This window comes from Ruegeria sp. YKSF57 (assembly GCF_059612585.1).
This window is the reverse complement of record NZ_JBXWQW010000042.1, coordinates 1-20,587: the sequence shown is the minus strand read 5'-3', so window position 1 is coordinate 20,587 and position 20,587 is coordinate 1. Positions and strand designations below refer to the sequence as shown.

Here is a 20,587-nt window from a genome sequence, read left to right as displayed (position 1 = left end):
CTTTCTTCTGACGGCCAAGCCCTTTTATAGCTGGGGCATGGCAAAGAAAGCAGCGCGCAAAACAGGCGGCAAAAAGAAAGTTGGTTCACGACAGGGAGGGCGCACGGGGCTGTTGCGTCGGGTCACGCGTATTGCAGCCCTGGTCGCTGCTGGTGTGGCTGGTTTGATTGTGGCGCTTGTCGCACTTTACTCCATTGTCAATCCACCGGTCACCCACACGATCTGGGCAGAATGGCGGCGCTTAGGGAGAATCGAACGCGATTGGGTGGCGATGGATGAAATAGCGCCGGTCATGGCCCGCTCGGCAGTCGCGGCAGAGGATGCGAATTTCTGCCTGCATTGGGGGTTCGACGTAACCGCGATCAGGGCTGCGATCGAACAAGGCAGCGAGCGCGGCGCGTCAACCATCTCACAACAGGTGGTCAAGAACGTGTTTCTTTGGCAGGGGCGCAGTTGGGTTCGAAAGGCGATGGAAACCTCGATCACGCCTGTCGTCGAATTGTTATGGAGCAAGCGCCGTATATTAGAGGTTTATTTGAACGTCGCAGAGATGGGAGAGGGCGTTTTTGGTGTAGAGGCCGCCTCGCGGAAGTACTTTGGTATTCCGGCAGCCGAGTTGTCAGAAACGCAGGCAGCGCGGATTGCTGCAATCCTGCCGTCCCCGCGGCGCAGGTCGGTGACTGATCCATCTGTGCGCGTCCGACGGCGGGCCGCAGCCATCCGTGACGGTGCGGCCACCATCCGCGCAGATGGTCGCTCGGATTGCTTCGAGGATTGAAACCAGAAGGCCAGCAAGGCTATTGCTGGGACACCGTCACTCGTTCGATTGGATTTACATGGCGCGCCTGTTTCACGTTCCCCTGTCTCCGTATTGCCGCAAGGTTCGATTGTCACTTGCGGAAAAGAAAATCGAAGTCGAACTTGTCGAGGAGCGCTATTGGGAAGGAGATCCCGATTTTCTTCGCCGAAACCCTGCGGGCAAGGTTCCGGTTCTTCGGTTGGATGGTCATGTCATGGCTGAAAGCGCTGCGATTTGCGAGTATATCGAGGAAACCCGGCCTGAACCGTCATTGATGCCCAAGCCGCCCGAGGCCCGGTTCGAGGTGCGACGACTGGTGGGCTGGTTTGATGACAAGTTTCACCACGAAGTAACCTCGAAGCTGCTTTACGAGCGGGTCAACAAGAAAGTGACGGGGCAAGGGTATCCGGACAGCAAGAACGTCAAGGATGGTGCCCGCGCCATCAAATACCACCTCGACTATATGGCCTGGCTTCTGGATCACCGACGCTGGCTGGCGGGGGATCAGATGACGCTGGCGGATTTTGCCGCGGCTGCCCATCTGTCGTCTTTGGACTATATATCCGACGTAGACTGGAATCGCAGCCAGGTGGTCAAAGACTGGTATGCCAAGATCAAGTCGCGCCCGGCCTTTCGGTCGATACTGGCGGATCAGGTGCCCGGATTCAGGCCACCTTCGCATTACGCCGATCTTGATTTCTGAGCAGTTTCGGGGGCGCTGCCCCGCCGCCCTGCGGGCGTCTCCCCCGGGGTATTTGGGACCAGAAAGAAGCATGAGCCAGGAGTTGAAGGAAAAGCTGATCGCGATGGCGCTGCAGGAAGGGTTTGTGTCCTGTCGCGTCTGCCGGCCTTGGGATGTGCCGAAGGCACCTGAGCGACTGGCCGCATTTGTTGCATCTGGTTTTCACGGTCAAATGGGTTGGATGGCGGAGCGGATGGCGTGGCGCGGCAATCCAGCGGCGTTGTGGCCGGAAGCTCGGTCAGTGATCATGTTGGCGGAAAGCTACACACCCGAACATGATCCTACAGCCATACTTGCGGAGCGGGAATCCGGAGCAATTTCGGTCTATGCTCAGAACAAGGACTACCACGATCTGGTCAAGAAGCGCTTGAAACGGCTGGCGCGCTGGTTGATTGCCGAAGCGGGCGGCGAGGTGAAAGTTTTTGTGGATACCGCACCGGTTCCTGAAAAGGCGCTGGGGCAGGCGGCTGGCCTTGGTTGGCAGGGAAAGCACACGAATCTGGTAAGCCGGGATTGGGGAAATTGGGCCTTTTTAGGGTCGATCTTCACAACCCTCGATCTGCCTGCAGATGGTGCAGAAAAGGATCGCTGCGGGTCGTGCCGAGCTTGTCTGGACAGTTGCCCCACGAACGCTTTTCCAAGCCCTTATCAGTTGGATGCTCGCCGCTGCATTTCCTATCTCACGATCGAGCACAAGGGCCCGGTGGATGAAGAATTGCGCGGAAAGCTGGGGAATCGCATCTATGGTTGTGACGACTGCCTTGCCGCCTGCCCTTGGAACAAGTTCGCCGTAGCTGCCAGCGACATACGCTATTCTGCGCGCGATGAACTAAAGGCACCAAGGCTGAAAGCACTTGCGGTTCTGGACGACGCGGCCTTTCGACAGATGTTCTCTGGTTCTCCAATCAAACGAATTGGCCGGGACCGGTTTGTGCGAAATGTGCTTTACGCCATCGGAAACTCCGGTTCAGCGGTACTGTTGCCAACCGCGCGTGCGCTGACGGCCGATCCCGACCATGCAGTCGCGGACGCGGCGCGCTGGGCGGTGAAACAGTTGTCATAAATGACGCAAACAGGCTGGACGCATCACGCCAAGTCGCTAAACCCCGCAACAGCGAATAGAAGGAGAGACCCGATGGCGTTAGCTTTGGGTGTGGATACCGGCGGAACATATACTGATGCCGTGTTGGTCAAGGACGAGAAAGAGGTCGTCGCCTCGGCCAAGTCGTTGACTACGCGGGTCGACCTGGCGATTGGTGTGGGCAAGGCGATTTCGGCGGTCCTGGGACAGGCTGGCATATCCGCAAGCGAGGTATCGTTAGCGTCTCTTTCTACGACTCTCGCCACAAATGCGCTTGTCGAAGGCCAAGGCGGGCGGGTGGCGTTGATCTATGTTGGGTTCCGCGACGGTGATCTTGAAAAGCACGGCTTGCGCGATGCGCTGAAAGGCGATCCCGCACTGGAGATTTCCGGCGGGCACAGTCACGCGGGCAATCAGATTCAGCCACTTGATGTCGCGGCCTTGCGGGACTTTCTCGAGACCAACACGGGGATTTCTGGGTTCGCGGTTGCGGCACAATTTGCGACACGCAATCCGGCCCATGAGCTGGAAGCGGCGCGGATCATTGCCGAGATGACCGGCGCGCCTGTCACCTGTTCTCATCAGCTTTCGGCCAAGTTGAACGGGCCGAAACGCGCAGTAACGGCCGTTTTGAATGCTCGCCTGATCGGTTTGATTGATCGACTGATCGGGCGGGCGCAGGATACGCTGCGCGAAATGGGGGTAACCGCGCCGATGATGGTCGTTAGGGGGGACGGTGCTTTGATGAGTGCCGAACAAGCCCGTGAGCGACCAATCGAAACGATTTTGAGCGGCCCCGCAGCCTCGATCGTGGGCGCGCGTTGGCTGACCGGCGTAGAAAACGCGATTGTCTCGGATATCGGAGGAACGACGACGGACGTGGCCTTGATCCGTGACGGAAAACCAGCCATCGATCCGGCAGGTGCGCGGGTTGGCGGATTTCGGACAATGGTCGAGGCCGTCGCTATGCGCACGCACGGTCTGGGCGGAGACAGTCAGGTTCACGTTGTTACCGACGGGTTGGCAGGGGGCGTTTTCCTTGGCCCTCGACGCGTTTTGCCTGTGTCCCTGATTGCTGCAGAAGAAGGCGACGCCATACACGACATCCTTGACGAACAGCTGCGTTCAACATCGGTCAGCGAACACGATGCCCGTTTCGCCCGTATTGTTCCCGGCGTTCCGAACGAAGGAGTTGGCCCGCGAGAAGGGATATTGTTGGAAAGGCTGGATGATCAGGTTCTGCCGCTGGGAAAGTTGCTGCACACGCGCATGGAAAACAGCGCTCTGGCGCGGTTGGTGGACCGAGGCATTGTTCAGATCTCGGGCGTGACGCCTTCGGACGCTAGTCACGTTCTCGGACGGCTGGATGCCTGGGACACAGACGCAGCCCAAAAAGCGCTGGAACTCTATTCCAGAAAGCGAGTCGGATCCGGTGAAAGGCTGGCAAAGAACGCCGAGGAACTTGCACAGGCAATCATCGATCAACTGACCGAGCAGACAAGTTTAACCCTGTTAGAGACTGCATTCTCCGAAGAAGCAGAGGATTTCGGCCTTCCGCCAGAGCAACTGGCCAGGCATATTCTGACGCATCGAGGGCTTTCCGCGCATCGCGGTTTGCTGGCTTTGGATGCTGCGCTCAACGTGGATGTGGTGGGGCTGGGTGCATCGGCGCCAAGCTATTATCCTGCGGTCGGGAAAAGACTGCGGTCGAATATGATTCTACCGGAACATGCGGGCGTGGCAAACGCGATCGGTGCTGTGGTTGGGCGCGTAACGATCCGGCGAGCCGGTACCGTGACTAGCCCGTCCGAAGGTCGGTTCCGGGTGCATTTGGAGGAGGGGCCTGAAGATTACGGAAACTCGGACGAAGCTCTGGCGTTGCTCGAAGCAGTTTTGCGCGCTGAGACGGAAAGTGCGGCCAAGGCTGCCGGTGCCGAGGATATCCGTGTCATTGTCGAACGCGATATCAAATCTGTGCAGGTCGAAGGGCGACAGGTTTTTGTCGAAGGCATGCTGACGGTCGAAGCCAGCGGCCGCCCGCGCGTCGCAACAAGCTGAAAAAGGCACGGCAAAAACCCGCGCCTTTCCGTTGTCAGAGCCTATTCAGCTGCATCAGCCCGCTTTGGCAGCACCCAATCTGGTCGTGGAAAGTGGCAAGTATAACCGTTGGGTAGGCGAACGAGATAGTCCTGATGCTCCGGTTCGGCTTCCCAAAAATCGCCAACTGGTTCCACTTCGGTCACGACCTTGCCTGGCCATAATCCACTGGCGTTCACATCGGCGATTGTTTCCAGCGCGACTTGCCTTTGATCCTCGTCCACATGATAGATGGCAGAGCGATAGCTCATCCCGATATCGTTGCCCTGACGGTTCACGGTTGTCGGATCGTGAATTTGAAAGAAGAACTCCAACAATTGGCGGAACGAGATTTTTGCCGGATCGAACCAGATCTCGATTCCTTCCGCATGGGTTCCGTGGTTGCGGTAGGTCGCGTTAGGTACGTTGCCACCGGTATAGCCGACCCGGGTTCGATTGACCCCGGGCAGTTTCCGGACCAAATCCTGCATACCCCAAAAACACCCTCCGGCTAGAACGGCCCGTTGTTCGCTCATCAGATATCCTCCACCTGATCCAGATATTCGCCATAACCTTCGGCTTCCATGTCATCACGATGCACAAATCGAAGTGCGGCCGAATTGATACAATATCTTAGTCCGCCATGTTGGCGCGGGCCATCCGGAAAAACATGCCCGAGATGACTTTCGCCGTGTTTTGAACGTACCTCGATACGGATCATGCCCAGGCTGCGGTCTTCAAACTCTTCGACATGGGTGTGTTCGATGGGTTTTGTGAAACTCGGCCAGCCGCAACCGGATTCGTATTTGTGTGTCGACGCAAACAAAGGTTCGCCCGAAACGATATCGACGTAGATGCCGGGTTCTTTGTTGTACAGATGTTTGCCTGTTCCCGGGCGTTCTGTTCCACTGCGTTGCGTAACGTGAAACTCCTCACGGGAAAGTGCGGCGATGGCCTCGTGGTCCTTTTTGTACCGGGTCATGGCCTCTCCTGTTTTGGCTATACTTTCGCAGTAAATGGTGTGCCGATTGCGGAAAGCAAAGACATATTTCAACCTACTCGCGCAGACGTGCAAGTGGCACGACAGTGGAAACAGTCGGCCAAGTGATGCCTTGGCAATCTATGCGTTTTTTGAAGAAGGTTGCCGTGAGAGTTGCACCGCAAGGATGCCAACTGTGGTTATGGCAACGCCGATGGCATCCAGTATTCCAAGGCGCTCTCCCAGCAGGGCATAGGCGATGGCGACACCGAAAACCGGATTCAAAAAATGAAAGGTGGCCGCACGGGTCGCGCCAATGCGGTTGAGCAATAGAAACCAGACAAATGTGGCTGTCAGTCCGGGAATGAACGTCGTGTAGGCAAAGGCCAGCGCCAGAGGCCAAGTCGGGTTGATCCGAATACTTTCAAAGACCGGTGCGGCAACAAAAAGGATTGCCGATCCAACGAGCATTTGCAACCCGACAACCATCATGAAATTTCCGCCCGACGTGGCCCCTCGCACCGCCAGTGTTGCAAAGGCCAATGCCAATGCGCCAATTCCACACAGGATTACACCAAACGGGTCGATCCCCGCACTGATCCTTTCGCTCATTATCAGGGCAACGCCGACGAAACCTGCCAAAAGCCCCAAGACACCGAGCGGGCGCAGTTTTTCACCGAACAAGACCCAACTGGCCAAAGCGACGATCAACGGCATCGTTGAAGCAATAATGGCCGCCAACGACGCTTCGACTGTCTGCATGGCATAGAAGTTCAGACCCAAATAAAGGGCATTCTGGCAGATTCCAAACAGAATCGTCGCGTACCATTGTGAGCGGGTGAGGCGCCAGTTTTGTCCTATCGCTCTTGCAATCAGGATACCGATCACCCCAGAAATCAGAAAGCGCAAAGCCAACGAAAACAACGGCGATGCATCGGCGACGATAATGCGCGCCGACGTAAAGGCCGATGACCACATAAAGGCAAAGGCCAGCCCCATGGCAATGGCACGAAGATCCAACAAAACCCCCCAACGTGACTGGTCGGACTGTTTCGCATTTTTTGGTGGGTCGCAAGAGATCTGTCGCCAAGTCGCAGCCAAGTGTCGCCAGTTTCGACGTTACAAAAGAAAAAGGGCCGCATCAGCGACCCCTTTCCAAATTCGTGGGTATTACCTATTAGCCATTCACGCTGTCTTTCAGCGCTTTGGCGATGGTCATTTTCACAACCTTGTCGGCTTCCTTGGTAAAGGTCTCTCCGGTGGCGGGATTGCGAACCTGACGCTCAGGGCGCTCACGGCAATAGATCTTGCCAACGCCCGGCAGGGTGACCGCACCGCCGGCGGAAACTTCGCGCGTGATCAGGCCGGTGATGGCCTCCAGTGCGGAGTTTGCGGATTTCTTGTCAGTTCCCATTTCCTCAGCGAGAGCAGCAACCAGCTGAGTCTTGGTCATAGGCTTTGCCATTTCTTGGTCTCCTTACAGTGCCCGATCCATAGGGCCTCACCGCGCAACTGTAACGGCATATTGTGGGGGAACACAACGAATAGTAGCGTCGGAATCCCCAAAAATATGAGGATTTCGTTGCTTTTTTGCTTCACAAAAAGGCCGTTTCGTCGAAAGAACGCAATTTCCGGCTGTGCAATCGTTCCAATGGCATCCCTCTGAGGGCCTCCATTGCTCGGATTCCGATCGCCAGATGGCGGTTTACCTGAGTGTTATAGAAGGATGAGGCCATGCCTGGAAGCTTTAGTTCGCCGTGCAGCGGCTTGTCCGAAACACACAGCAACGTGCCGTATGGAACCCGGAACCTGTATCCGTTTGCCGCGATGGTGGCGCTTTCCATGTCCAGTGCGATGGCCCGCGACTGGCTGAGCCGCTGAACCGGTCCGGACTGGTCGCGCAATTCCCAGTTCCGGTTGTCGACCGAAGCAACCGTTCCGGTGCGCATGATACGCTTAAGCTCATATCCTTCCAGCTCCGTGACTTCGGCCACAGCTTTTTCCAGCGCAATCTGAATCTCGGCAAGGGGCGGGATCGGAACCCATACCGGCAGGTCGTCGTCCAACACCTTGTCTTCCCGCAGATAGGCATGCGCAAGAACGAAGTCGCCCAGCGCCTGAGTGTTCCGCAACCCCGCGCAGTGACCTACCATCAACCACGCATGCGGACGCAGAACCGCGATATGATCCGTCGCGGTCTTTGCATTTGATGGACCGACGCCGATATTGACCAGCGTGATGCCCGATCCATCCGCGCGCTTGAGGTGATAGGTCGGCATCTGCGGCAGCTTCAGCGGGGTGTCGATCGGTGCTTCGGGTTCAAGTATCTCGACGTTCCCAGTGGAAACAAAACTCGTGTAACCGCTCTGCGGATTGGCCAGCTGCGCGCGCGCATAAGCCTCAAACTCGGATACATAGAACTGGTAGTTGGTGAACAAAATGTGGTTTTGAAAGTGTTCGGCTTTCGTGGCGGTATAGTGTTCCAGTCGCGCCAACGAATAATCAATCCGCTGCGCGGTAAACAGCGCCAGTGGACCGGTTCCGTTTTCGGGAACATGGGTCCCGTTGACGATATCGTCATTCGTAGTCGTCAGGTCCGGCACGTCAAAGACATCGCGCAACGTGAAACCTGCCGCGCCCTGATGCGGAACGACTAGATCGGAATTGTTGGCCACCGCGAAATGGACCGGGATAGGCGTGTCGGACGGTCCGATGAACACGGGCTGGTCATGGTTCTTGATCAGCAATGCAATCTGCTGCGTCAGGTAAGATCGGAACAGGTCGGGCCGCGTCACTGTCGTGGCATGATGTCCAGGTTCAGCGACATGACCAAAACTCAGACGGCTGTCGATATGTGCATAAGATGAAGTCTTGATCCGAATTTCGGGGTAAAATGCACGAAAGCGCCCTGACGGTGGCCCGTTTTTAAGAGTTTCCGAGAACCGGTCGCACAGATATTGCGTAGCTTGCTGGTACAACTCTTCCAGCCTTCTTACAGCGGCGTTTGGGTCGGAAAAGGATTCCGTTGCCGGAGATTCGGGTATTCTTATTCTTGTCATTCAAGCGGTTCCAACAGGTCAATCTTTTCAAATGTGCGCACATCGACCAGCCCGAGGTCGGATATTCGAAGTTCGGGAATGACCACCAGCGCCAGCAAAGAGTGCTGCATATAGGCGTTGTTCAACTTGCAACCGCAGTCCTGCATTGCATCGACCATGGCCTGAGCCTTGGCCGCAACCAAGGTGGCTGGGCTGTCAGACATCAGGCCGGCAATTGGAAGCTCCACCAATGCCAGTTCTTCGCCATCGCGAAAAATGGTGATGCCGCCGCCAACTTCGGCCAGGCGATTGGCGGCAAGGGCCATCTGTTCCCGATCGGTGCCGACGACAATCATGTGATGGCTGTCATGCGCCACGGTCGAGGCCATTGCCATCCTGCCTTTGTACCCAAACCCGGACACAAAAGCGTTGGTGACTCCTCCGGTTGCTCGGTGCCGTTCGACCAATGCGATCTGGCAAGTCTCGCCATCACCTCCTACCAAACCGTCGACAACCGGAAGTTCAACTTTCAATGCTTTGGTCGGGGCTTGGTTTTCCACCACGCCGATCACATTGGCACGCACCTGGTTTGCGCCGCCGGGAGCATGGATTTCGAAGTCGGCAGAGGTCAGCAAATGCCCTAGATGCACCGTATTTCGGGCCGTGTCCGGCCAGTCGAAATGTGGGCAATCAACCTTGATCTCACCATTATCGGCCACCACCTGCCCCCGCGCGATGACCACATCGATGGGTAAATCCCGCAGATCTGAACTGAGGACAATGTCTGCGCGACGTCCCGGCGCAATGGAGCCGACTTCGCGCTCCAACCCGAAATGTGTTGCGGTGTTGATCGTCGCCATCTGAAGCGCGACCAACGGATCGCATCCGCACGCAATGGCATGGCGGACGACGCGATTCATGTGGCCTTCATTGACCAACGTGCCTGAATGGCAATCGTCGGTGCACAGGATGAAGTTGCGCGGATCAAGACCCCTTTCCGTAACGGCGGTAATCTGGCTTTCCACATCGTACCAGGCCGAGCCTAGCCGCATCATCGACCGCATGCCCTGACGTACGCGGGCAATGGCATCGTCTTCGCAGGTTCCTTCGTGATCGTCAGCAGGGCCTCCGGCGACATAGGCAGCAAAATCGGGCCCTAAATCAGGTGAAGCGTAGTGTCCGCCAACCGTTTTTCCTGCCCGTTGCGTCGCTGCAATCTCGGCCAGCATCTTGGGATCGGCATTCGATACGCCAGGAAAATTCATCATCTCGCCCAACCCGATGATACCGGGCCAGGCCATAGCTTCGGTCACGTCTTCTGGCGAGATTTCATACCCGGTGGTTTCCAACCCCGGAGCGGAGGGTGCACAGGACGGCATCTGAGTGAAGATGTTGACCGGCTGCATCAACGCTTCGTCATGCATCATGCGTACTCCGGCCAACCCCAGCACATTGGCGATTTCATGCGGGTCGGTGAACATCGACGTGGTGCCATGCGGGATCACGGCGCGGGTAAATTCGGCCGGCGTCAGCATACCCGACTCGATGTGCATATGGGCATCGCAAAGTCCGGGGATCATGTAGCGGCCTTGTGCTTCGATAATATGCGTATCGGGACCAATGCAGTGTGACGCATCAGGTCCGACAAAGGCAATCCGACCTTCGGCAATCGCTATCGAATGGTCGGACAGCACTTCGCGACTGTGCACGTTGACCCAGATACCACCGCGGACAACGGTATCCGCTGCCTCGCGTCCTGCGGCAACGGCAATGAGCCGAGGTGCAACGTCGGGCCAGGTTGGGAAAGGTGTGTGTTCCATGGCTCAACTTTCCCGAATGTCAGGACGTGCGCAACCCCTGTGATGCGTTTGTCACCAAAGGATCACGAAACACTGCTTGACCGGCTGATCGGGAACAAGGAAGCTCTCGCCATGGATTATGAAACGATAGAGGCCGATACGTTCGGCCGGTCCCTGAAGGGCATCGGATTGAACCTTCTCGTTCGGGATGTGAAGGCTGAATGCCATTTTTTAGAGACTGTTTTTGCGGCGAAATGTCATCAAGTTACGGCAGACTTCGCAATTGTTACGTATGGAAACCAGGTGTTTCAGCTGCATTCCGACGCAACGTATCATTCCAATCCCCTCCAAGGCCTCCTTCCAGAAAATCCGCCTAGGGGTGTTGGTATCGAGATCCGCCTATATGACACAAACCCCGACGTTTCGGTCGCAAAGGCAATGAAATACGGTGTTACTGTATTGCAAGAAGCGACGGACAAACCGCATGGTCTGCGCGAGGCGTACATTCTGTGCGAAAATGGATATGCTTGGGTGCCTAGTCGTCCAAAAGATCTGATGCCTACGAACGAGGCATGACATCGTGTGAACCTCATTTGTATTCTTCGGCCGCGATTTCGGACCGTATCCAGTTTGCAAACGAGATTGCTCCAGGCATCTCTTCGGCTTGAGGTGACAACAGCAGATAATAGGCCTCGGGCATCAGTACGCTGTGTTTGAATGGCGCCACCAGTCGACCCTCGGCCAAAAGGCGCGAAACGATCACTTTGTGACCCATGCACAGCCCTCCCCCAGCCATGGCTACAGAAAGACCGACCATATATGTGGTGGAATAGGTAATCGGAGGATTCTGCCAATTTAGACCCATATCTTCGGCCCAGGCGGCCCAATTTGCCAATAAGTTTGAACAGTCATAAAGCGGCTGGTCGTGCAGGTTTTCCAGCGTGACCGGGAAACTCGGGGCGCAGACAGGAAAATAGTAATCGGTTGTCAGCAATTCCGTCCGAACCGTATCCGCTGGGCGCAGCGAATACCGAATCTCAACCGCCGCGCCTTCGGCCATTTCCCGGGGCTCCCACAGCTCGGTATAGATGCTCAGGTGCACTTCGGGATGCATTGCTCGGAACTTCGGCAGGCGCGGGCCAAGCCAGTTCACAGCAAACGTGATGTTGCATTGAACCTGAACGGTGTTTTTCCGGTCTCCGGTCACGGCCTGCGTTCCCCTCAGCAAGGTCCGAAACGCGTCGCGCACGACCGGCAAATAGGTGATTCCCGCTTCGGTCAGTTCCAGTGCACGCGGGCGGCGATGAAACAAGGGTCGGCCCAGATGGCCCTCCAGAGATTTGATCTGCTGGCTGACAGCGCTTTGCGTCATGTTCAGGTCCCGCGCCGCGCCGGTGAAAGACAAGTGGCGCGCCGCTGCCTCGAACGTGCGAAGCCAACCGAGCGGAGGAAGGCGTGTCTGCATTTGCATAACCTTGGCATAAGTTTTGCTAATGAAGTAGCCGCTTTTTTTTCGTTGGTCAAAATCACACTGCGCATGCAGGTTTTCAGATGACCGAAGTCGCTGCCTTATTCCTCAGGAGAATCGCCATGAGTGTCACCAACCTGCGTCCCAACATCGACCATTGGCAGGATCGCGTGGATTTGGCTGCTGCCTTTCGCTGGACCGAACGACTGAATATGCACGAAGGAGTTGCCAACCACTTCAGCCTCGCCGTGAACGAGGATGGCACGCAATTCCTGATGAATCCGAACCAGATGCATTTCAAGCGCATCACGGCGTCGAACCTTCTGCTGCTCGACGCCAACGATCCGGACACAATGAAGAAACCCGGCGCCCCGGACCCTACCGCGTGGGGATTGCATGGCTCGATCCACCGGCTTTGTCCGCACGCGCGCTGTGTCATGCATGTCCATTCCACTTTTGTAACGGTTCTGGCCTCGCTCGCAGACAGCACTTTGCCGCCCATCGATCAGAACACCGCGACGTTTTACAATCGCTATGTGATTGACGAAGAATTTGGCGGTTTGGCTTTCGAAAGCGAAGGCGCGCGTTGTGCCTCGATGCTGTCGGACCCAAAAAAGAACGTGATGATCATGGGTAATCACGGCGTACTGGTCATCGGCAAGGACCCGGCTGATACCTTCAATCGACTCTATTATTTTGAACGCGCGGCTGAAACATATATCCGCGCGTTGCAAACCGGACAAAAACTGAGGGTTCTGCCCGATGAAATCGCAGAAAAGACTGCTCAGGAACTTGAGGATTATCCCGGTCAGGCCGAGGCGCATATGCGGGAAATCAAGGCCGTTCTGGATGCTGAAGGCTCCGATTACGCAAACTGACTCACCCTTTGCAGAGTGCTCACACCATGGCTGAAGTGTTACAAGATCCCGAATCCAACCGCTGGAATTATCGCCCCGAAACGGCTGTTCCCCTCAACCCCCTTTTCAATTGGCCACCACGCCCCGCGGCGGTTCTGAAATGGTACAGTGGCGCGTGGCTGCAGATCACGTCGCTCACCTTGTGCATGACGGTGGCGTTCATTGCCTATGTCTTTTTCTTGCCATCGCTTGAGTCGATGCAGAGCTTTTCGCCTGGCTGGATGTTCCGTGTCTGGCTGTTGAACATGGTGCCTCAGACGCTGGTTGCCGGTGGATTGCACTGGTGGCTCTACATGCGCAAGGGCCAGGGAATGCACAAGAAATTCGACCGCCGTGATCTGACCCGCAACAACGGTATTTTCACCTTTCGTAATCAGGTATGGGACAATATCTGGTGGACATTGGGCAGCGCGATGACCGTGACAACCGTCTATCAGTGGATCATCTATTGGGCGATGGCAAATGGCTGGGCACCTGTTATCACCTGGGAACAGGCGCCGGTCTGGTTCGTGGTGTGGATGTTCTTTATCCCGATGTGGTCAGGGCTTCATTTCTATTGGGTCCACCGGTTGGAACACCATCCGAAACTGTACAAGCATGTGCATGCGGTACATCATCGTAATGTCAATGTTGGGCCGTGGTCGGGTATCTCGAACCATTGGTACGAAAACATGCTCTACTTCACGACCTATTTCATCCATCTGCTCGTGGCCTCGCACCCGCTGCATTTGTTGTATCATGTGTATTTCCAGCAGGTGAGCCCGATCCTGTCACACTCCGGCTTTGAAAAAATCAAGGCAAACGATACAGAAGCCGCGCGTGCCGGGGATTTCTTTCACCAACTGCATCACCGGTATTTCGAGTGCAACTATGGCACTTCGGAAATTCCGTTCGACAAATGGTTCGGCACCTATCACGACGGAACCGCAGCCGCGACCGACCGAACCCGGGCTTTCAAAAAGCAGATGTACACCTGAATTACACATCACTATCGGGCGGGGAGGCTTCTGGGTCGCCCCCGTCCGCATCGTCCTTGAATTGGGGTCAGGGACTTTACCTGCCCACTGCCCATCTGTTAAACGCACCCGGTCCGGATGGTCCGGACGCCGGTCGCAGCCTACCCGGCTTACAAAACAAGGATCTGAAAAGTGAAGACAATTGTCATCTGCTCCGGCGGGCTGGATTCGGTTTCGTTGGCGCACAAGGTGGCCGCCGAGCGTGATTTGGTCGGGCTGATCTCCTTCGACTATGGCCAGCGCCACCGGAAAGAGGTCGAATTCGCAGCCCGTTGTGCCGACCGGTTGAGTGTACCGCACGACCTGATCGACATGGGGCATATCGGAAGGCATCTCAGCGGTTCGGCCCTGACCGACGATGTGGATGTGCCAGATGGGCACTATGCCGAAGAGACCATGAAAGTTACGGTAGTTCCCAACCGCAACGCCATCATGCTGGCCATCGCCTTTGGTGTTGCCGCCGCCAAACAGGCGGATGCTGTGGCGACAGCAGTTCATGGCGGTGATCATTTCATCTATCCCGACTGCCGGCCGGAGTTCACCGAAGCATTCGAGGCAATGCAGGCAAAGGCGCTGGACGGATATGCCAGTGTTAGACTCTATACACCCTTTGTCCGGGTGTCAAAGTCGGCTATCGTGTCCGAAGGCGCAAAGCATGGCACTCCCTTCGCTGACACATGGTCGTGCTACAAGGGCGGTGAAACCCATTGTGGGCGCTGCGGTACCTGTGTGGAACGACGAGAAGCGTTTCACATTGCAGGTGTCGAAGACCCCACCATCTATGCCGATCCGGAGTTCTGGAAAGCGGCTGTGGGGGTGGCCTGATGTTTCGTATCACCAAGGAGTTCCATTTCTCGGCCTCGCACCAGCTGTGCGACTTGCCCGACGATCATCCCTGTGCCCGATTGCACGGGCACAATTACGTGGTCGAAGTGGAACTGAGCGCCAGCGAACTGGATTTGAACGGGTTTGTGGTGGACTATCGCGAGTTGAAGCCGCTCAAAACCTGGATCGATGACGAGTTGGATCATCGACACCTCAACGACGTGTTTGGTCATGACATGGTAACTTCAGAACGGTTGGCGAAAGAGGTTTATGAATTCTGCAAGACACGCTGGGCACAAACCAGTGCGGTGCGCGTCAGCGAGACGCCAAAGACATGGGCGGAATACCGGCCATGACGCGCCTGCGCATTGCCGAGATTTTCGGTCCGACCATTCAGGGTGAGGGGGCCGTGATCGGTGTGCCGACCGTTTTCGTGCGTGCCGGCGGCTGTGATTATCGCTGTTCGTGGTGTGACAGCCTGCATGCTGTTGACAGTCGGTTCCGCCTTGAATGGTTGCCCATGACACCGGCAGAAATCATGGCCAAAGTCGAACAGTTATCCGGAGAAAAGCCAATAACAGTGTCTATTTCCGGCGGAAATCCCGCCATACAAGACTTTTCGCCCGTGATCTCATTGGGCAAGTCCAAAGGTTATTCCTTTGTGATGGAAACCCAGGGCTCGGTCGCTCGGAATTGGTTCGACGAGTTGCAAACACTGATCCTCAGCCCCAAACCGCCGTCCTCCGGCGAAGTGATGGATTGGGACGTGTTCGGTGCTTGTGCCGCAATGAAAACGCATAAGGTACTCAAGATCGTGGTCTTTGATAACGCTGACTACAACTGGGCGCGCGAGGTTGCCGCGCGCTACCCGCAACTGCCGCTTTATCTGCAACCGGGCAACCACACGCCACCGCCGCCAGACTCGTATGATGCTGTCATTGACATGGGCGGTATCATGAACCGGTATGAATGGCTGATCGAAAAAACCCTGGGGGATCGTTGGTATGCCCCCACCATCCTGCCGCAACTGCATGTCCTGATTTGGGGCAACAGGCGCGGCGTATGAGGCTCTAACATGGCTAATCAAGACATCTATGCGAACCTGACCCAGCTTGGCGGCAAGACCGAGTTGCCCAAATCTCCCGATGAAGCGGTGCTGGAAAAAGTACCCAACCCGCAGGCCGGAACGGACTATGCGGTGCGGTTCACGGCGCCGGAGTTTACCTCACTCTGCCCGTTGACGGCCCAACCCGATTTTGCCCATATCGTGATCGACTATGTGCCGGGTGATTGGCTGGTCGAGAGCAAGTCGCTCAAGCTGTTTCTCGGCGCCTTTCGCAATCACGGTGCCTTCCACGAAGATTGCAGCGTGACCATCGGCAAGCGGCTGGAAGAGGTGCTGGAACCCAAATGGCTGCGCGTGGGTGCCTATTGGTATCCGCGGGGTGGTATTCCGATCGACGTGTTCTACCAATCCGGTCCGGAACTGTCAGGTGTCTGGATCCCGGATCAGGGCGTGCCGACCTATCGCGGGCGCGGTTAGCCGCGTAACGCGCGTGGAGTGGTGCCGAACTCTGTCCTGAATGCCCGCGTCATGGCGCTAGGATCGTCATACCCAGCCCGCAGAGCAATTTCGCCAATTGAGAGTTGGGTTTCCACCACCAGTTTGCGCGCCAAATTCAGGCGCAGGCGGCGATAAACCTGCGCTGGGCCGGCACCAAGATCGGCACGCATCTTCGCTTCGAGCACCTTTTGTGTCCGGCCGACACGGCGGGCAATTACCGGGATTGGCAGCGGCGTTTCCAGGTGTTCCTGCATCAGCGCTAGAGCTTTGTTTACAAAAGCGCTGGACGACCCTGCGCCGCCACTGTGAGATCGCGCAGACTCCCGCGTCATAAAAAGCTGCGCTACCTCCAGCGCAAGGGCCTGCCCGTGGTCTTGTCCGATCAGGTGCATTACCAAATCGAACGCGGCCATCGCACCCGAACAGGTGATCCTGCGCCGATCGATGATGAACCTTTCCCGATGTACATCGACTTCGGGAAAGCGTTCGGAAAAGCCGGTCATCTCCTCCCAATGGATCGTGGCGCGATGACCATCCAGCAACCCGGCCTCAGCCAGCAGCCAGCTTCCTGTGTCCATTCCTGCTATCATGGAAAAACGGGTCGAAGCCGAACGCAGGCTTGCCTGCGTGCGCCAGCCACTGTGCCCAAGATACCCATAGGAGGGCATCACGACCAACATGTCGCCGGATGCATTGCCAAGCGTGGCATGCGGTGACACCTGCAAGCCAGAGGATGAGGTCACAGGGTCGGAGCCGAGCGACAGGAATTGCCAACGGTACAATGCCTTCCCCGACAGTGTATTGGCGGCACGCAGCGGTTCAACCGTGTTGGCAAGGCAATGATTGGAAAAGCCATCGAACAGCAGCACGCCGAATTGCTGCATTGCAGAGGTTGATTTTATCCAATCTTGCATGACTGATGTCTACTTCTGCATGAATATCGCTGCAACCCTGTTCAGGATAAACCCAACTCAGTCCGGAGACACAGAATGCAATACGGCTTGTCCGAAGAACAGGAAATGATTGCCGCAACTGTTCGCAGTTTCGTGGAGAACGAGATTTACCCGCACGAAGATCTGGTAGAGCGCACCGGCGAAGTGCCCAAGGAGATTGCGGACGAGATAAAGCGCAAGACGCTCGAACTTGGATTTTACGCCTGCAATTTCCCCGAAAGTGTCGGCTGCGCCGGGCTGAACCATCTGGAGTTCGCGTTGGTCGAACGAGAGTTGGGGCGTGGGTCAATGGCGCTGAACCATTTTTTTGGGCGCCCGCAGAATATCCTGATGGCCTGCGAAGGCGAGCAGATTGAACGTTACCTGATGCCCGCCGTGCGCGGTGAGCGAATGGATGCACTGGCGATGACCGAACCGGGCGCGGGGTCGGATGTGCGGGGCATGAAATGCTCGGCCGTCCGCGACGGAGGCGACTGGGTGGTCAACGGCACCAAGCATTTCATCTCGGGTGCCGATCACGCGGATTTCCTCATCGTGTTCATCGCGACCGGAGAAGACCAGACACCCAAAGGCCCCAAGAAGCGGATTACGGCCTTTCTCGTCGATCGCGGAACGCCCGGATTCACGATCCGTGATGGGTACAAGTCGGTCAGTCATCGGGGATACAAGAACATGATCCTTGATTTCGACGACTGCCGCCTGCCGGACGCACAGGTTCTGGGCAATGTCGACGGCGGGTTCGAGGTGATGAACACCTGGCTTTATGCCACCCGGATCACGGTGGCGACCATGTCGGTCGGTCGCGCGCGCAGGTGCTTTGACTATGCCTTGGACTACGCCGCAACACGCGAGCAATTCGGCCAGAAAATCGGCAAGTTTCAGGGCGTATCTTTCCAGATCGCGGACATGATCACCGAGATTGACGCAGCCGATCTGCTGACCCTTTCAGCAGCGGACCGGTTGGACAAGGGACTTCCTGCCAACCGCGAGATTGCCTCGGCCAAGCTCTATGCGTCCGAGATGCTGGCGCGGGTAACCGATGCCGCAATCCAGATTCACGGCGGTATGGGTCTGATGGACGATTATCCACTGGAGCGGTTTTGGCGTGACGCGCGGGTCGAGCGGATCTGGGACGGCACATCGGAAATCCAGCGCCATATCATCAGCCGTGACTTGTTGAGGGCGCTTGGGGCATGACCTCCGTGTCAGAATTCACTCCAGAAATGCGAGAAACCACCAAGTTAGAGTCTCTGAAACGCGTTCTGCATTATCGTTCTCTTGCGGTTATTGGTGGCGGAGTGTGGTGCGCCGAAATCATTCGGCAAGTTCGAAAGTTCGGGTTCTCCGGCCCGGTTTGGCCGGTTCACCCAAAGGCGACCGAGATCGCCGGTGAGCCCGTGTTCGCGACCATTGAGGCCTTGCCCGAAGCGCCGGATGCCGTTTTTATCGGCATCAACCGCCACGCCACTATCGAGGCCGTGGAAGTTCTGTCGCGAAGCGGCGCCGGCGGAGCGATCTGCTTTGCTTCCGGCTTTACAGAGGCCCTGGCCGAGGATGCCGGATCAGCGGACTTGCAGGCGCGGTTGGTGGCGGCGGCTGGAGACATGCCGATCCTTGGGCCGAATTGCTATGGTTTCATAAACGCGCTCGACCGCGTCGTGATCTGGCCGGACCAGCACGGCATGCGGCATGTCGACCGCGGCGTTGCCATCCTGACGCAAAGTTCGAACATCGCTATCAACATGACGATGCAGCGGCGCGCCTTGCCATTGGCTTTCATGCTGACATGTGGGAATCAGGCCCAGACCCATCAGGCCGAGATCGCAATGGCCCTGCTGGATGATCCCCGGATCACCGCAATCGGCGTTCACATCGAAGGCTTTGGTGATCTGAGAAAGTGGGAAGCCCTGGCCGCCCGCGCGCGTGAACGGGATGTACCGATCGTCGCGCTGAAAATGGGCAAGTCTTCGCATGCACAGACCGCGACCGTGTCGCATACCGCCTCGCTTGCCGGCAGTGATGCCGGTGCGCAAGCCTTTCTGGACCGGCTTGGGATCGCGCGGTTGGACGATGTGCCAAGTTTTCTGGAGACATTGAAGCTGCTCCATGTTTCAGGCCGGCTGGAAGGAAACGGGATCAGCACAATCAGTTGCTCGGGTGGCGAGGCCAGTCTGACCGCTGACATGGCTGTTGGGCGTAACTTGCATTTCCCGCCCCTGACCGATTGTCAAAAGGCTGATTTGCGCGCAGCACTTGGGCCGATGGTCGCCTTGGCGAACCCTCTGGACTATCACACCTATATCTGGCGCGATACGCCAGCAATGACCCGGGCGTGGATGAGCATGACCGGTCCGGATGTGGCTCTAACATTAGCCATTGTTGACTATCCGCACACAGATGCCACCGATTGGGAATGCGCGACACAAGCCGCGCTGAACTGTGCGCAAGAAGGGAAGCCATTCGCTGTCGCCGCGACCTTGCCAGAACTTATGCCGGAAACCGTTGCAAAAACCCTCATGGCTGGCGGGGTTGTTCCCTTTGCCGGCCTGCATGAAGCCTTGGCAGCAGCAGAGGCGGCGACTCGGCCCTTGCCGAGCTTGGCGGACGCCGTGTTGTTGCCAAGAAACCTCGAGGCTGACGTTGTTCTGACCGAGGCGGAAGCCAAGGCAGAGTTGGCGGCCTTCGGTCTGAAAATACCTCGCAGCGTGACGGTGCGGCCGGATCAAGCCGTCAACGCAATCCGATCCATGAAGGGGCCATTTGCGGTCAAGGGCGTTGGTCTGGCACACAAGTCCGAACATGGGGCGGTTTTGCTGGGCGTGGAGATCAAAAACATTGCAGATGCTGTCGACAAAGTTGGAACACCGGAAGTTCTGATCGAAGAAATGGCAACCGGAGGCGTTGCCGAGTTGTTGGTGGGCGTCACCCGCGACCCGGCGCATGGGTATGTACTGACTATTGGGGCAGGTGGCATACTGGCTGAAATCCTGCGCGACACCGTCTCAATGCTGATCCCCTCCGCCCGCGCGGCCATTCGTGAATCACTTGATCTCTTGGCCTGCGCCCCGCTGTTGGCAGGATATCGTGGAAGACCAGGTGTCGATCTGGACGCGGTGCTTGATGCGGTCGAGGCGGTGCAAGCCTATGTCATTGCCAATGCGGACAGCGTTGGTGAAGTTGAAATAAATCCGTTGATATGTACGGCGACCAGCGCGGTCGCTGTGGATGCCCTCATTCGAAAGGCAAGCTCATGAATCCAGTTAAAACCAAGCGTGATGGCGCGATCCTTGAAATCACCCTGGACCGCCCCAAGGCGAATGCGATCGACCT

Annotated in this window: 21 protein-coding genes and 1 pseudogene; 14 read left to right on the top strand and 8 right to left on the bottom strand. The window is 56.9% G+C overall.

Annotation, left to right across the window (positions count from 1 at the left end):
• Positions 1-37: 37 nt before the first annotated feature.
• From mtgA to AC2FLX_RS16760, 4 genes are all read left to right on the top strand, one after another.
• On the top strand, positions 38-778 hold the full coding sequence (mtgA, locus tag AC2FLX_RS16775) for a monofunctional biosynthetic peptidoglycan transglycosylase (protein ID WP_480749060.1): 741 nt from the start codon (positions 38-40) through the stop codon (positions 776-778).
• A gap of 58 nt (positions 779-836) precedes the next feature.
• Entirely contained in the window at positions 837-1,502 is a 666-nt protein-coding gene (gene fzlA, locus AC2FLX_RS16770; protein WP_480749058.1) for an FtsZ-binding protein FzlA, read from the top strand.
• A 70-nt stretch (positions 1,503-1,572) separates the two neighbouring features.
• Complete coding sequence (gene queG, locus AC2FLX_RS16765) at positions 1,573-2,604, top strand: tRNA epoxyqueuosine(34) reductase QueG (protein WP_480749057.1); 1,032 nt, start codon at positions 1,573-1,575, stop codon at positions 2,602-2,604.
• 72 nt (positions 2,605-2,676) lie between these two features.
• On the top strand, positions 2,677-4,680 hold the full coding sequence (locus AC2FLX_RS16760; protein WP_496809904.1) for a hydantoinase/oxoprolinase N-terminal domain-containing protein: 2,004 nt from the start codon (positions 2,677-2,679) through the stop codon (positions 4,678-4,680).
• A gap of 41 nt (positions 4,681-4,721) precedes the next feature.
• On the opposite strand, the gene msrA is transcribed toward AC2FLX_RS16760, so the two are convergent.
• From msrA to ade, 6 genes are all read right to left on the bottom strand, one after another.
• Positions 4,722-5,234: a peptide-methionine (S)-S-oxide reductase MsrA gene (gene msrA / locus AC2FLX_RS16755; protein WP_480749055.1), complete on the bottom strand. Its 513-nt coding sequence runs from the start codon at positions 5,232-5,234 to the stop codon at positions 4,722-4,724.
• The gene (gene msrB, locus AC2FLX_RS16750; RefSeq protein WP_480749054.1) at positions 5,234-5,680 is read right to left on the bottom strand and encodes a peptide-methionine (R)-S-oxide reductase MsrB; all 447 of its coding nucleotides are present in this window, start codon (positions 5,678-5,680) and stop codon (positions 5,234-5,236) included. Before msrB ends, msrA begins: the two co-directional genes overlap by 1 nt.
• A 138-nt stretch (positions 5,681-5,818) precedes the next feature.
• On the bottom strand, positions 5,819-6,697 hold the full coding sequence (locus AC2FLX_RS16745) for a DMT family transporter (protein ID WP_496745728.1): 879 nt from the start codon (positions 6,695-6,697) through the stop codon (positions 5,819-5,821).
• Between the two features lie 157 nt (positions 6,698-6,854).
• Positions 6,855-7,142 carry an HU family DNA-binding protein gene (locus AC2FLX_RS16740; protein WP_117871130.1) on the bottom strand — a complete coding sequence of 96 codons (288 nt, stop codon included), beginning with the start codon at positions 7,140-7,142 and terminating at the stop codon, positions 6,855-6,857.
• 130 nt (positions 7,143-7,272) lie between these two features.
• The gene (locus tag AC2FLX_RS16735; protein WP_496809905.1) at positions 7,273-8,736 is read right to left on the bottom strand and encodes an AMP nucleosidase; all 1,464 of its coding nucleotides are present in this window, start codon (positions 8,734-8,736) and stop codon (positions 7,273-7,275) included.
• Positions 8,733-10,535 carry an adenine deaminase gene (gene ade / locus AC2FLX_RS16730; protein WP_496809906.1) on the bottom strand — a complete coding sequence of 601 codons (1,803 nt, stop codon included), beginning with the start codon at positions 10,533-10,535 and terminating at the stop codon, positions 8,733-8,735. The genes AC2FLX_RS16735 and ade overlap by 4 nt, the downstream gene beginning before the upstream one ends.
• A gap of 111 nt (positions 10,536-10,646) precedes the next feature.
• Here ade and AC2FLX_RS16725 point away from each other — a divergent pair, with 111 nt between their 5' ends.
• Positions 10,647-11,090 (top strand): VOC family protein, encoded by a 444-nt coding sequence (locus tag AC2FLX_RS16725; protein ID WP_480749050.1) that lies wholly within the window; start codon positions 10,647-10,649, stop codon positions 11,088-11,090.
• Between the two features lie 13 nt (positions 11,091-11,103).
• Here AC2FLX_RS16725 and AC2FLX_RS16720 read toward each other — a convergent pair whose 3' ends face one another.
• A complete protein-coding gene (locus tag AC2FLX_RS16720; protein WP_480749049.1) occupies positions 11,104-11,979 on the bottom strand; it encodes a LysR family transcriptional regulator in 876 nt (291 codons plus the stop codon).
• 125 nt (positions 11,980-12,104) lie between these two features.
• Between AC2FLX_RS16720 and AC2FLX_RS16715 the strand changes: the two genes are divergently transcribed.
• From AC2FLX_RS16715 to queF, 6 genes are all read left to right on the top strand, one after another.
• Positions 12,105-12,860: a class II aldolase and adducin N-terminal domain-containing protein gene (locus tag AC2FLX_RS16715; RefSeq protein WP_480749048.1), complete on the top strand. Its 756-nt coding sequence runs from the start codon at positions 12,105-12,107 to the stop codon at positions 12,858-12,860.
• 26 nt (positions 12,861-12,886) lie between these two features.
• Positions 12,887-13,876, top strand: a complete 990-nt coding sequence (locus AC2FLX_RS16710) for a sterol desaturase family protein (RefSeq protein ID WP_496809907.1) — start codon at positions 12,887-12,889, stop codon at positions 13,874-13,876.
• A gap of 171 nt (positions 13,877-14,047) precedes the next feature.
• The gene (queC, locus tag AC2FLX_RS16705; RefSeq protein WP_496809908.1) at positions 14,048-14,740 is read left to right on the top strand and encodes a 7-cyano-7-deazaguanine synthase QueC; all 693 of its coding nucleotides are present in this window, start codon (positions 14,048-14,050) and stop codon (positions 14,738-14,740) included.
• Entirely contained in the window at positions 14,740-15,096 is a 357-nt protein-coding gene (gene queD / locus AC2FLX_RS16700; RefSeq protein ID WP_496745719.1) for a 6-carboxytetrahydropterin synthase QueD, read from the top strand. Before queC ends, queD begins: the two co-directional genes overlap by 1 nt.
• On the top strand, positions 15,093-15,806 hold the full coding sequence (gene queE / locus AC2FLX_RS16695; protein WP_496809909.1) for a 7-carboxy-7-deazaguanine synthase QueE: 714 nt from the start codon (positions 15,093-15,095) through the stop codon (positions 15,804-15,806). The genes queD and queE overlap by 4 nt, the downstream gene beginning before the upstream one ends.
• Before the next feature lie 9 nt (positions 15,807-15,815).
• Positions 15,816-16,283 carry a preQ(1) synthase gene (gene queF, locus AC2FLX_RS16690; RefSeq protein WP_496809910.1) on the top strand — a complete coding sequence of 156 codons (468 nt, stop codon included), beginning with the start codon at positions 15,816-15,818 and terminating at the stop codon, positions 16,281-16,283.
• Here queF and AC2FLX_RS16685 read toward each other — a convergent pair.
• Positions 16,280-17,218 carry a GlxA family transcriptional regulator gene (locus AC2FLX_RS16685; RefSeq protein ID WP_496809911.1) on the bottom strand — a complete coding sequence of 313 codons (939 nt, stop codon included), beginning with the start codon at positions 17,216-17,218 and terminating at the stop codon, positions 16,280-16,282. The genes queF and AC2FLX_RS16685 overlap by 4 nt on opposite strands.
• A gap of 75 nt (positions 17,219-17,293) precedes the next feature.
• Between AC2FLX_RS16685 and AC2FLX_RS16680 the strand changes: the two genes are divergently transcribed.
• From AC2FLX_RS16680 to AC2FLX_RS16670, 3 genes and pseudogenes are all read left to right on the top strand, one after another.
• Positions 17,294-18,454 (top strand): acyl-CoA dehydrogenase family protein, encoded by a 1,161-nt coding sequence (locus tag AC2FLX_RS16680; RefSeq protein ID WP_480749041.1) that lies wholly within the window; start codon positions 17,294-17,296, stop codon positions 18,452-18,454.
• The gene (locus tag AC2FLX_RS16675; RefSeq protein ID WP_496745712.1) at positions 18,451-20,511 is read left to right on the top strand and encodes an acetate--CoA ligase family protein; all 2,061 of its coding nucleotides are present in this window, start codon (positions 18,451-18,453) and stop codon (positions 20,509-20,511) included. Before AC2FLX_RS16680 ends, AC2FLX_RS16675 begins: the two co-directional genes overlap by 4 nt.
• Positions 20,508-20,587, top strand: a pseudogene (locus AC2FLX_RS16670) (carnitinyl-CoA dehydratase); the annotation flags it as partial. The gene AC2FLX_RS16675 and the pseudogene AC2FLX_RS16670, both read left to right, overlap by 4 nt.

Excerpts from the sequence above, each read along its gene's own strand:
- mtgA (WP_480749060.1), top strand. The coding sequence starts at position 38 with ATGGCAAAGAAAGCAGCGCGCAAAACAGGCGGCAAAAAGAAAGTTGGT.
- fzlA (WP_480749058.1), top strand. The coding sequence starts at position 837 with ATGGCGCGCCTGTTTCACGTTCCCCTGTCTCCGTATTGCCGCAAGGTT.
- queG (WP_480749057.1), top strand. The coding sequence starts at position 1,573 with ATGAGCCAGGAGTTGAAGGAAAAGCTGATCGCGATGGCGCTGCAGGAA.
- AC2FLX_RS16760 (WP_496809904.1), top strand. The coding sequence starts at position 2,677 with ATGGCGTTAGCTTTGGGTGTGGATACCGGCGGAACATATACTGATGCC.
- msrA (WP_480749055.1), bottom strand. The coding sequence starts at position 5,234 with ATGAGCGAACAACGGGCCGTTCTAGCCGGAGGGTGTTTTTGGGGTATG.
- msrB (WP_480749054.1), bottom strand. The coding sequence starts at position 5,680 with ATGACCCGGTACAAAAAGGACCACGAGGCCATCGCCGCACTTTCCCGT.
- AC2FLX_RS16740 (WP_117871130.1), bottom strand. The coding sequence starts at position 7,142 with ATGGCAAAGCCTATGACCAAGACTCAGCTGGTTGCTGCTCTCGCTGAG.
- AC2FLX_RS16735 (WP_496809905.1), bottom strand. The coding sequence starts at position 8,736 with ATGACAAGAATAAGAATACCCGAATCTCCGGCAACGGAATCCTTTTCC.
- ade (WP_496809906.1), bottom strand. The coding sequence starts at position 10,535 with ATGGAACACACACCTTTCCCAACCTGGCCCGACGTTGCACCTCGGCTC.
- AC2FLX_RS16725 (WP_480749050.1), top strand. The coding sequence starts at position 10,647 with ATGGATTATGAAACGATAGAGGCCGATACGTTCGGCCGGTCCCTGAAG.
- AC2FLX_RS16720 (WP_480749049.1), bottom strand. The coding sequence starts at position 11,979 with ATGCAGACACGCCTTCCTCCGCTCGGTTGGCTTCGCACGTTCGAGGCA.
- AC2FLX_RS16715 (WP_480749048.1), top strand. The coding sequence starts at position 12,105 with ATGAGTGTCACCAACCTGCGTCCCAACATCGACCATTGGCAGGATCGC.
- AC2FLX_RS16710 (WP_496809907.1), top strand. The coding sequence starts at position 12,887 with ATGGCTGAAGTGTTACAAGATCCCGAATCCAACCGCTGGAATTATCGC.
- queD (WP_496745719.1), top strand. The coding sequence starts at position 14,740 with ATGTTTCGTATCACCAAGGAGTTCCATTTCTCGGCCTCGCACCAGCTG.
- queE (WP_496809909.1), top strand. The coding sequence starts at position 15,093 with ATGACGCGCCTGCGCATTGCCGAGATTTTCGGTCCGACCATTCAGGGT.
- queF (WP_496809910.1), top strand. The coding sequence starts at position 15,816 with ATGGCTAATCAAGACATCTATGCGAACCTGACCCAGCTTGGCGGCAAG.
- AC2FLX_RS16685 (WP_496809911.1), bottom strand. The coding sequence starts at position 17,218 with ATGCAAGATTGGATAAAATCAACCTCTGCAATGCAGCAATTCGGCGTG.
- AC2FLX_RS16680 (WP_480749041.1), top strand. The coding sequence starts at position 17,294 with ATGCAATACGGCTTGTCCGAAGAACAGGAAATGATTGCCGCAACTGTT.
- AC2FLX_RS16675 (WP_496745712.1), top strand. The coding sequence starts at position 18,451 with ATGACCTCCGTGTCAGAATTCACTCCAGAAATGCGAGAAACCACCAAG.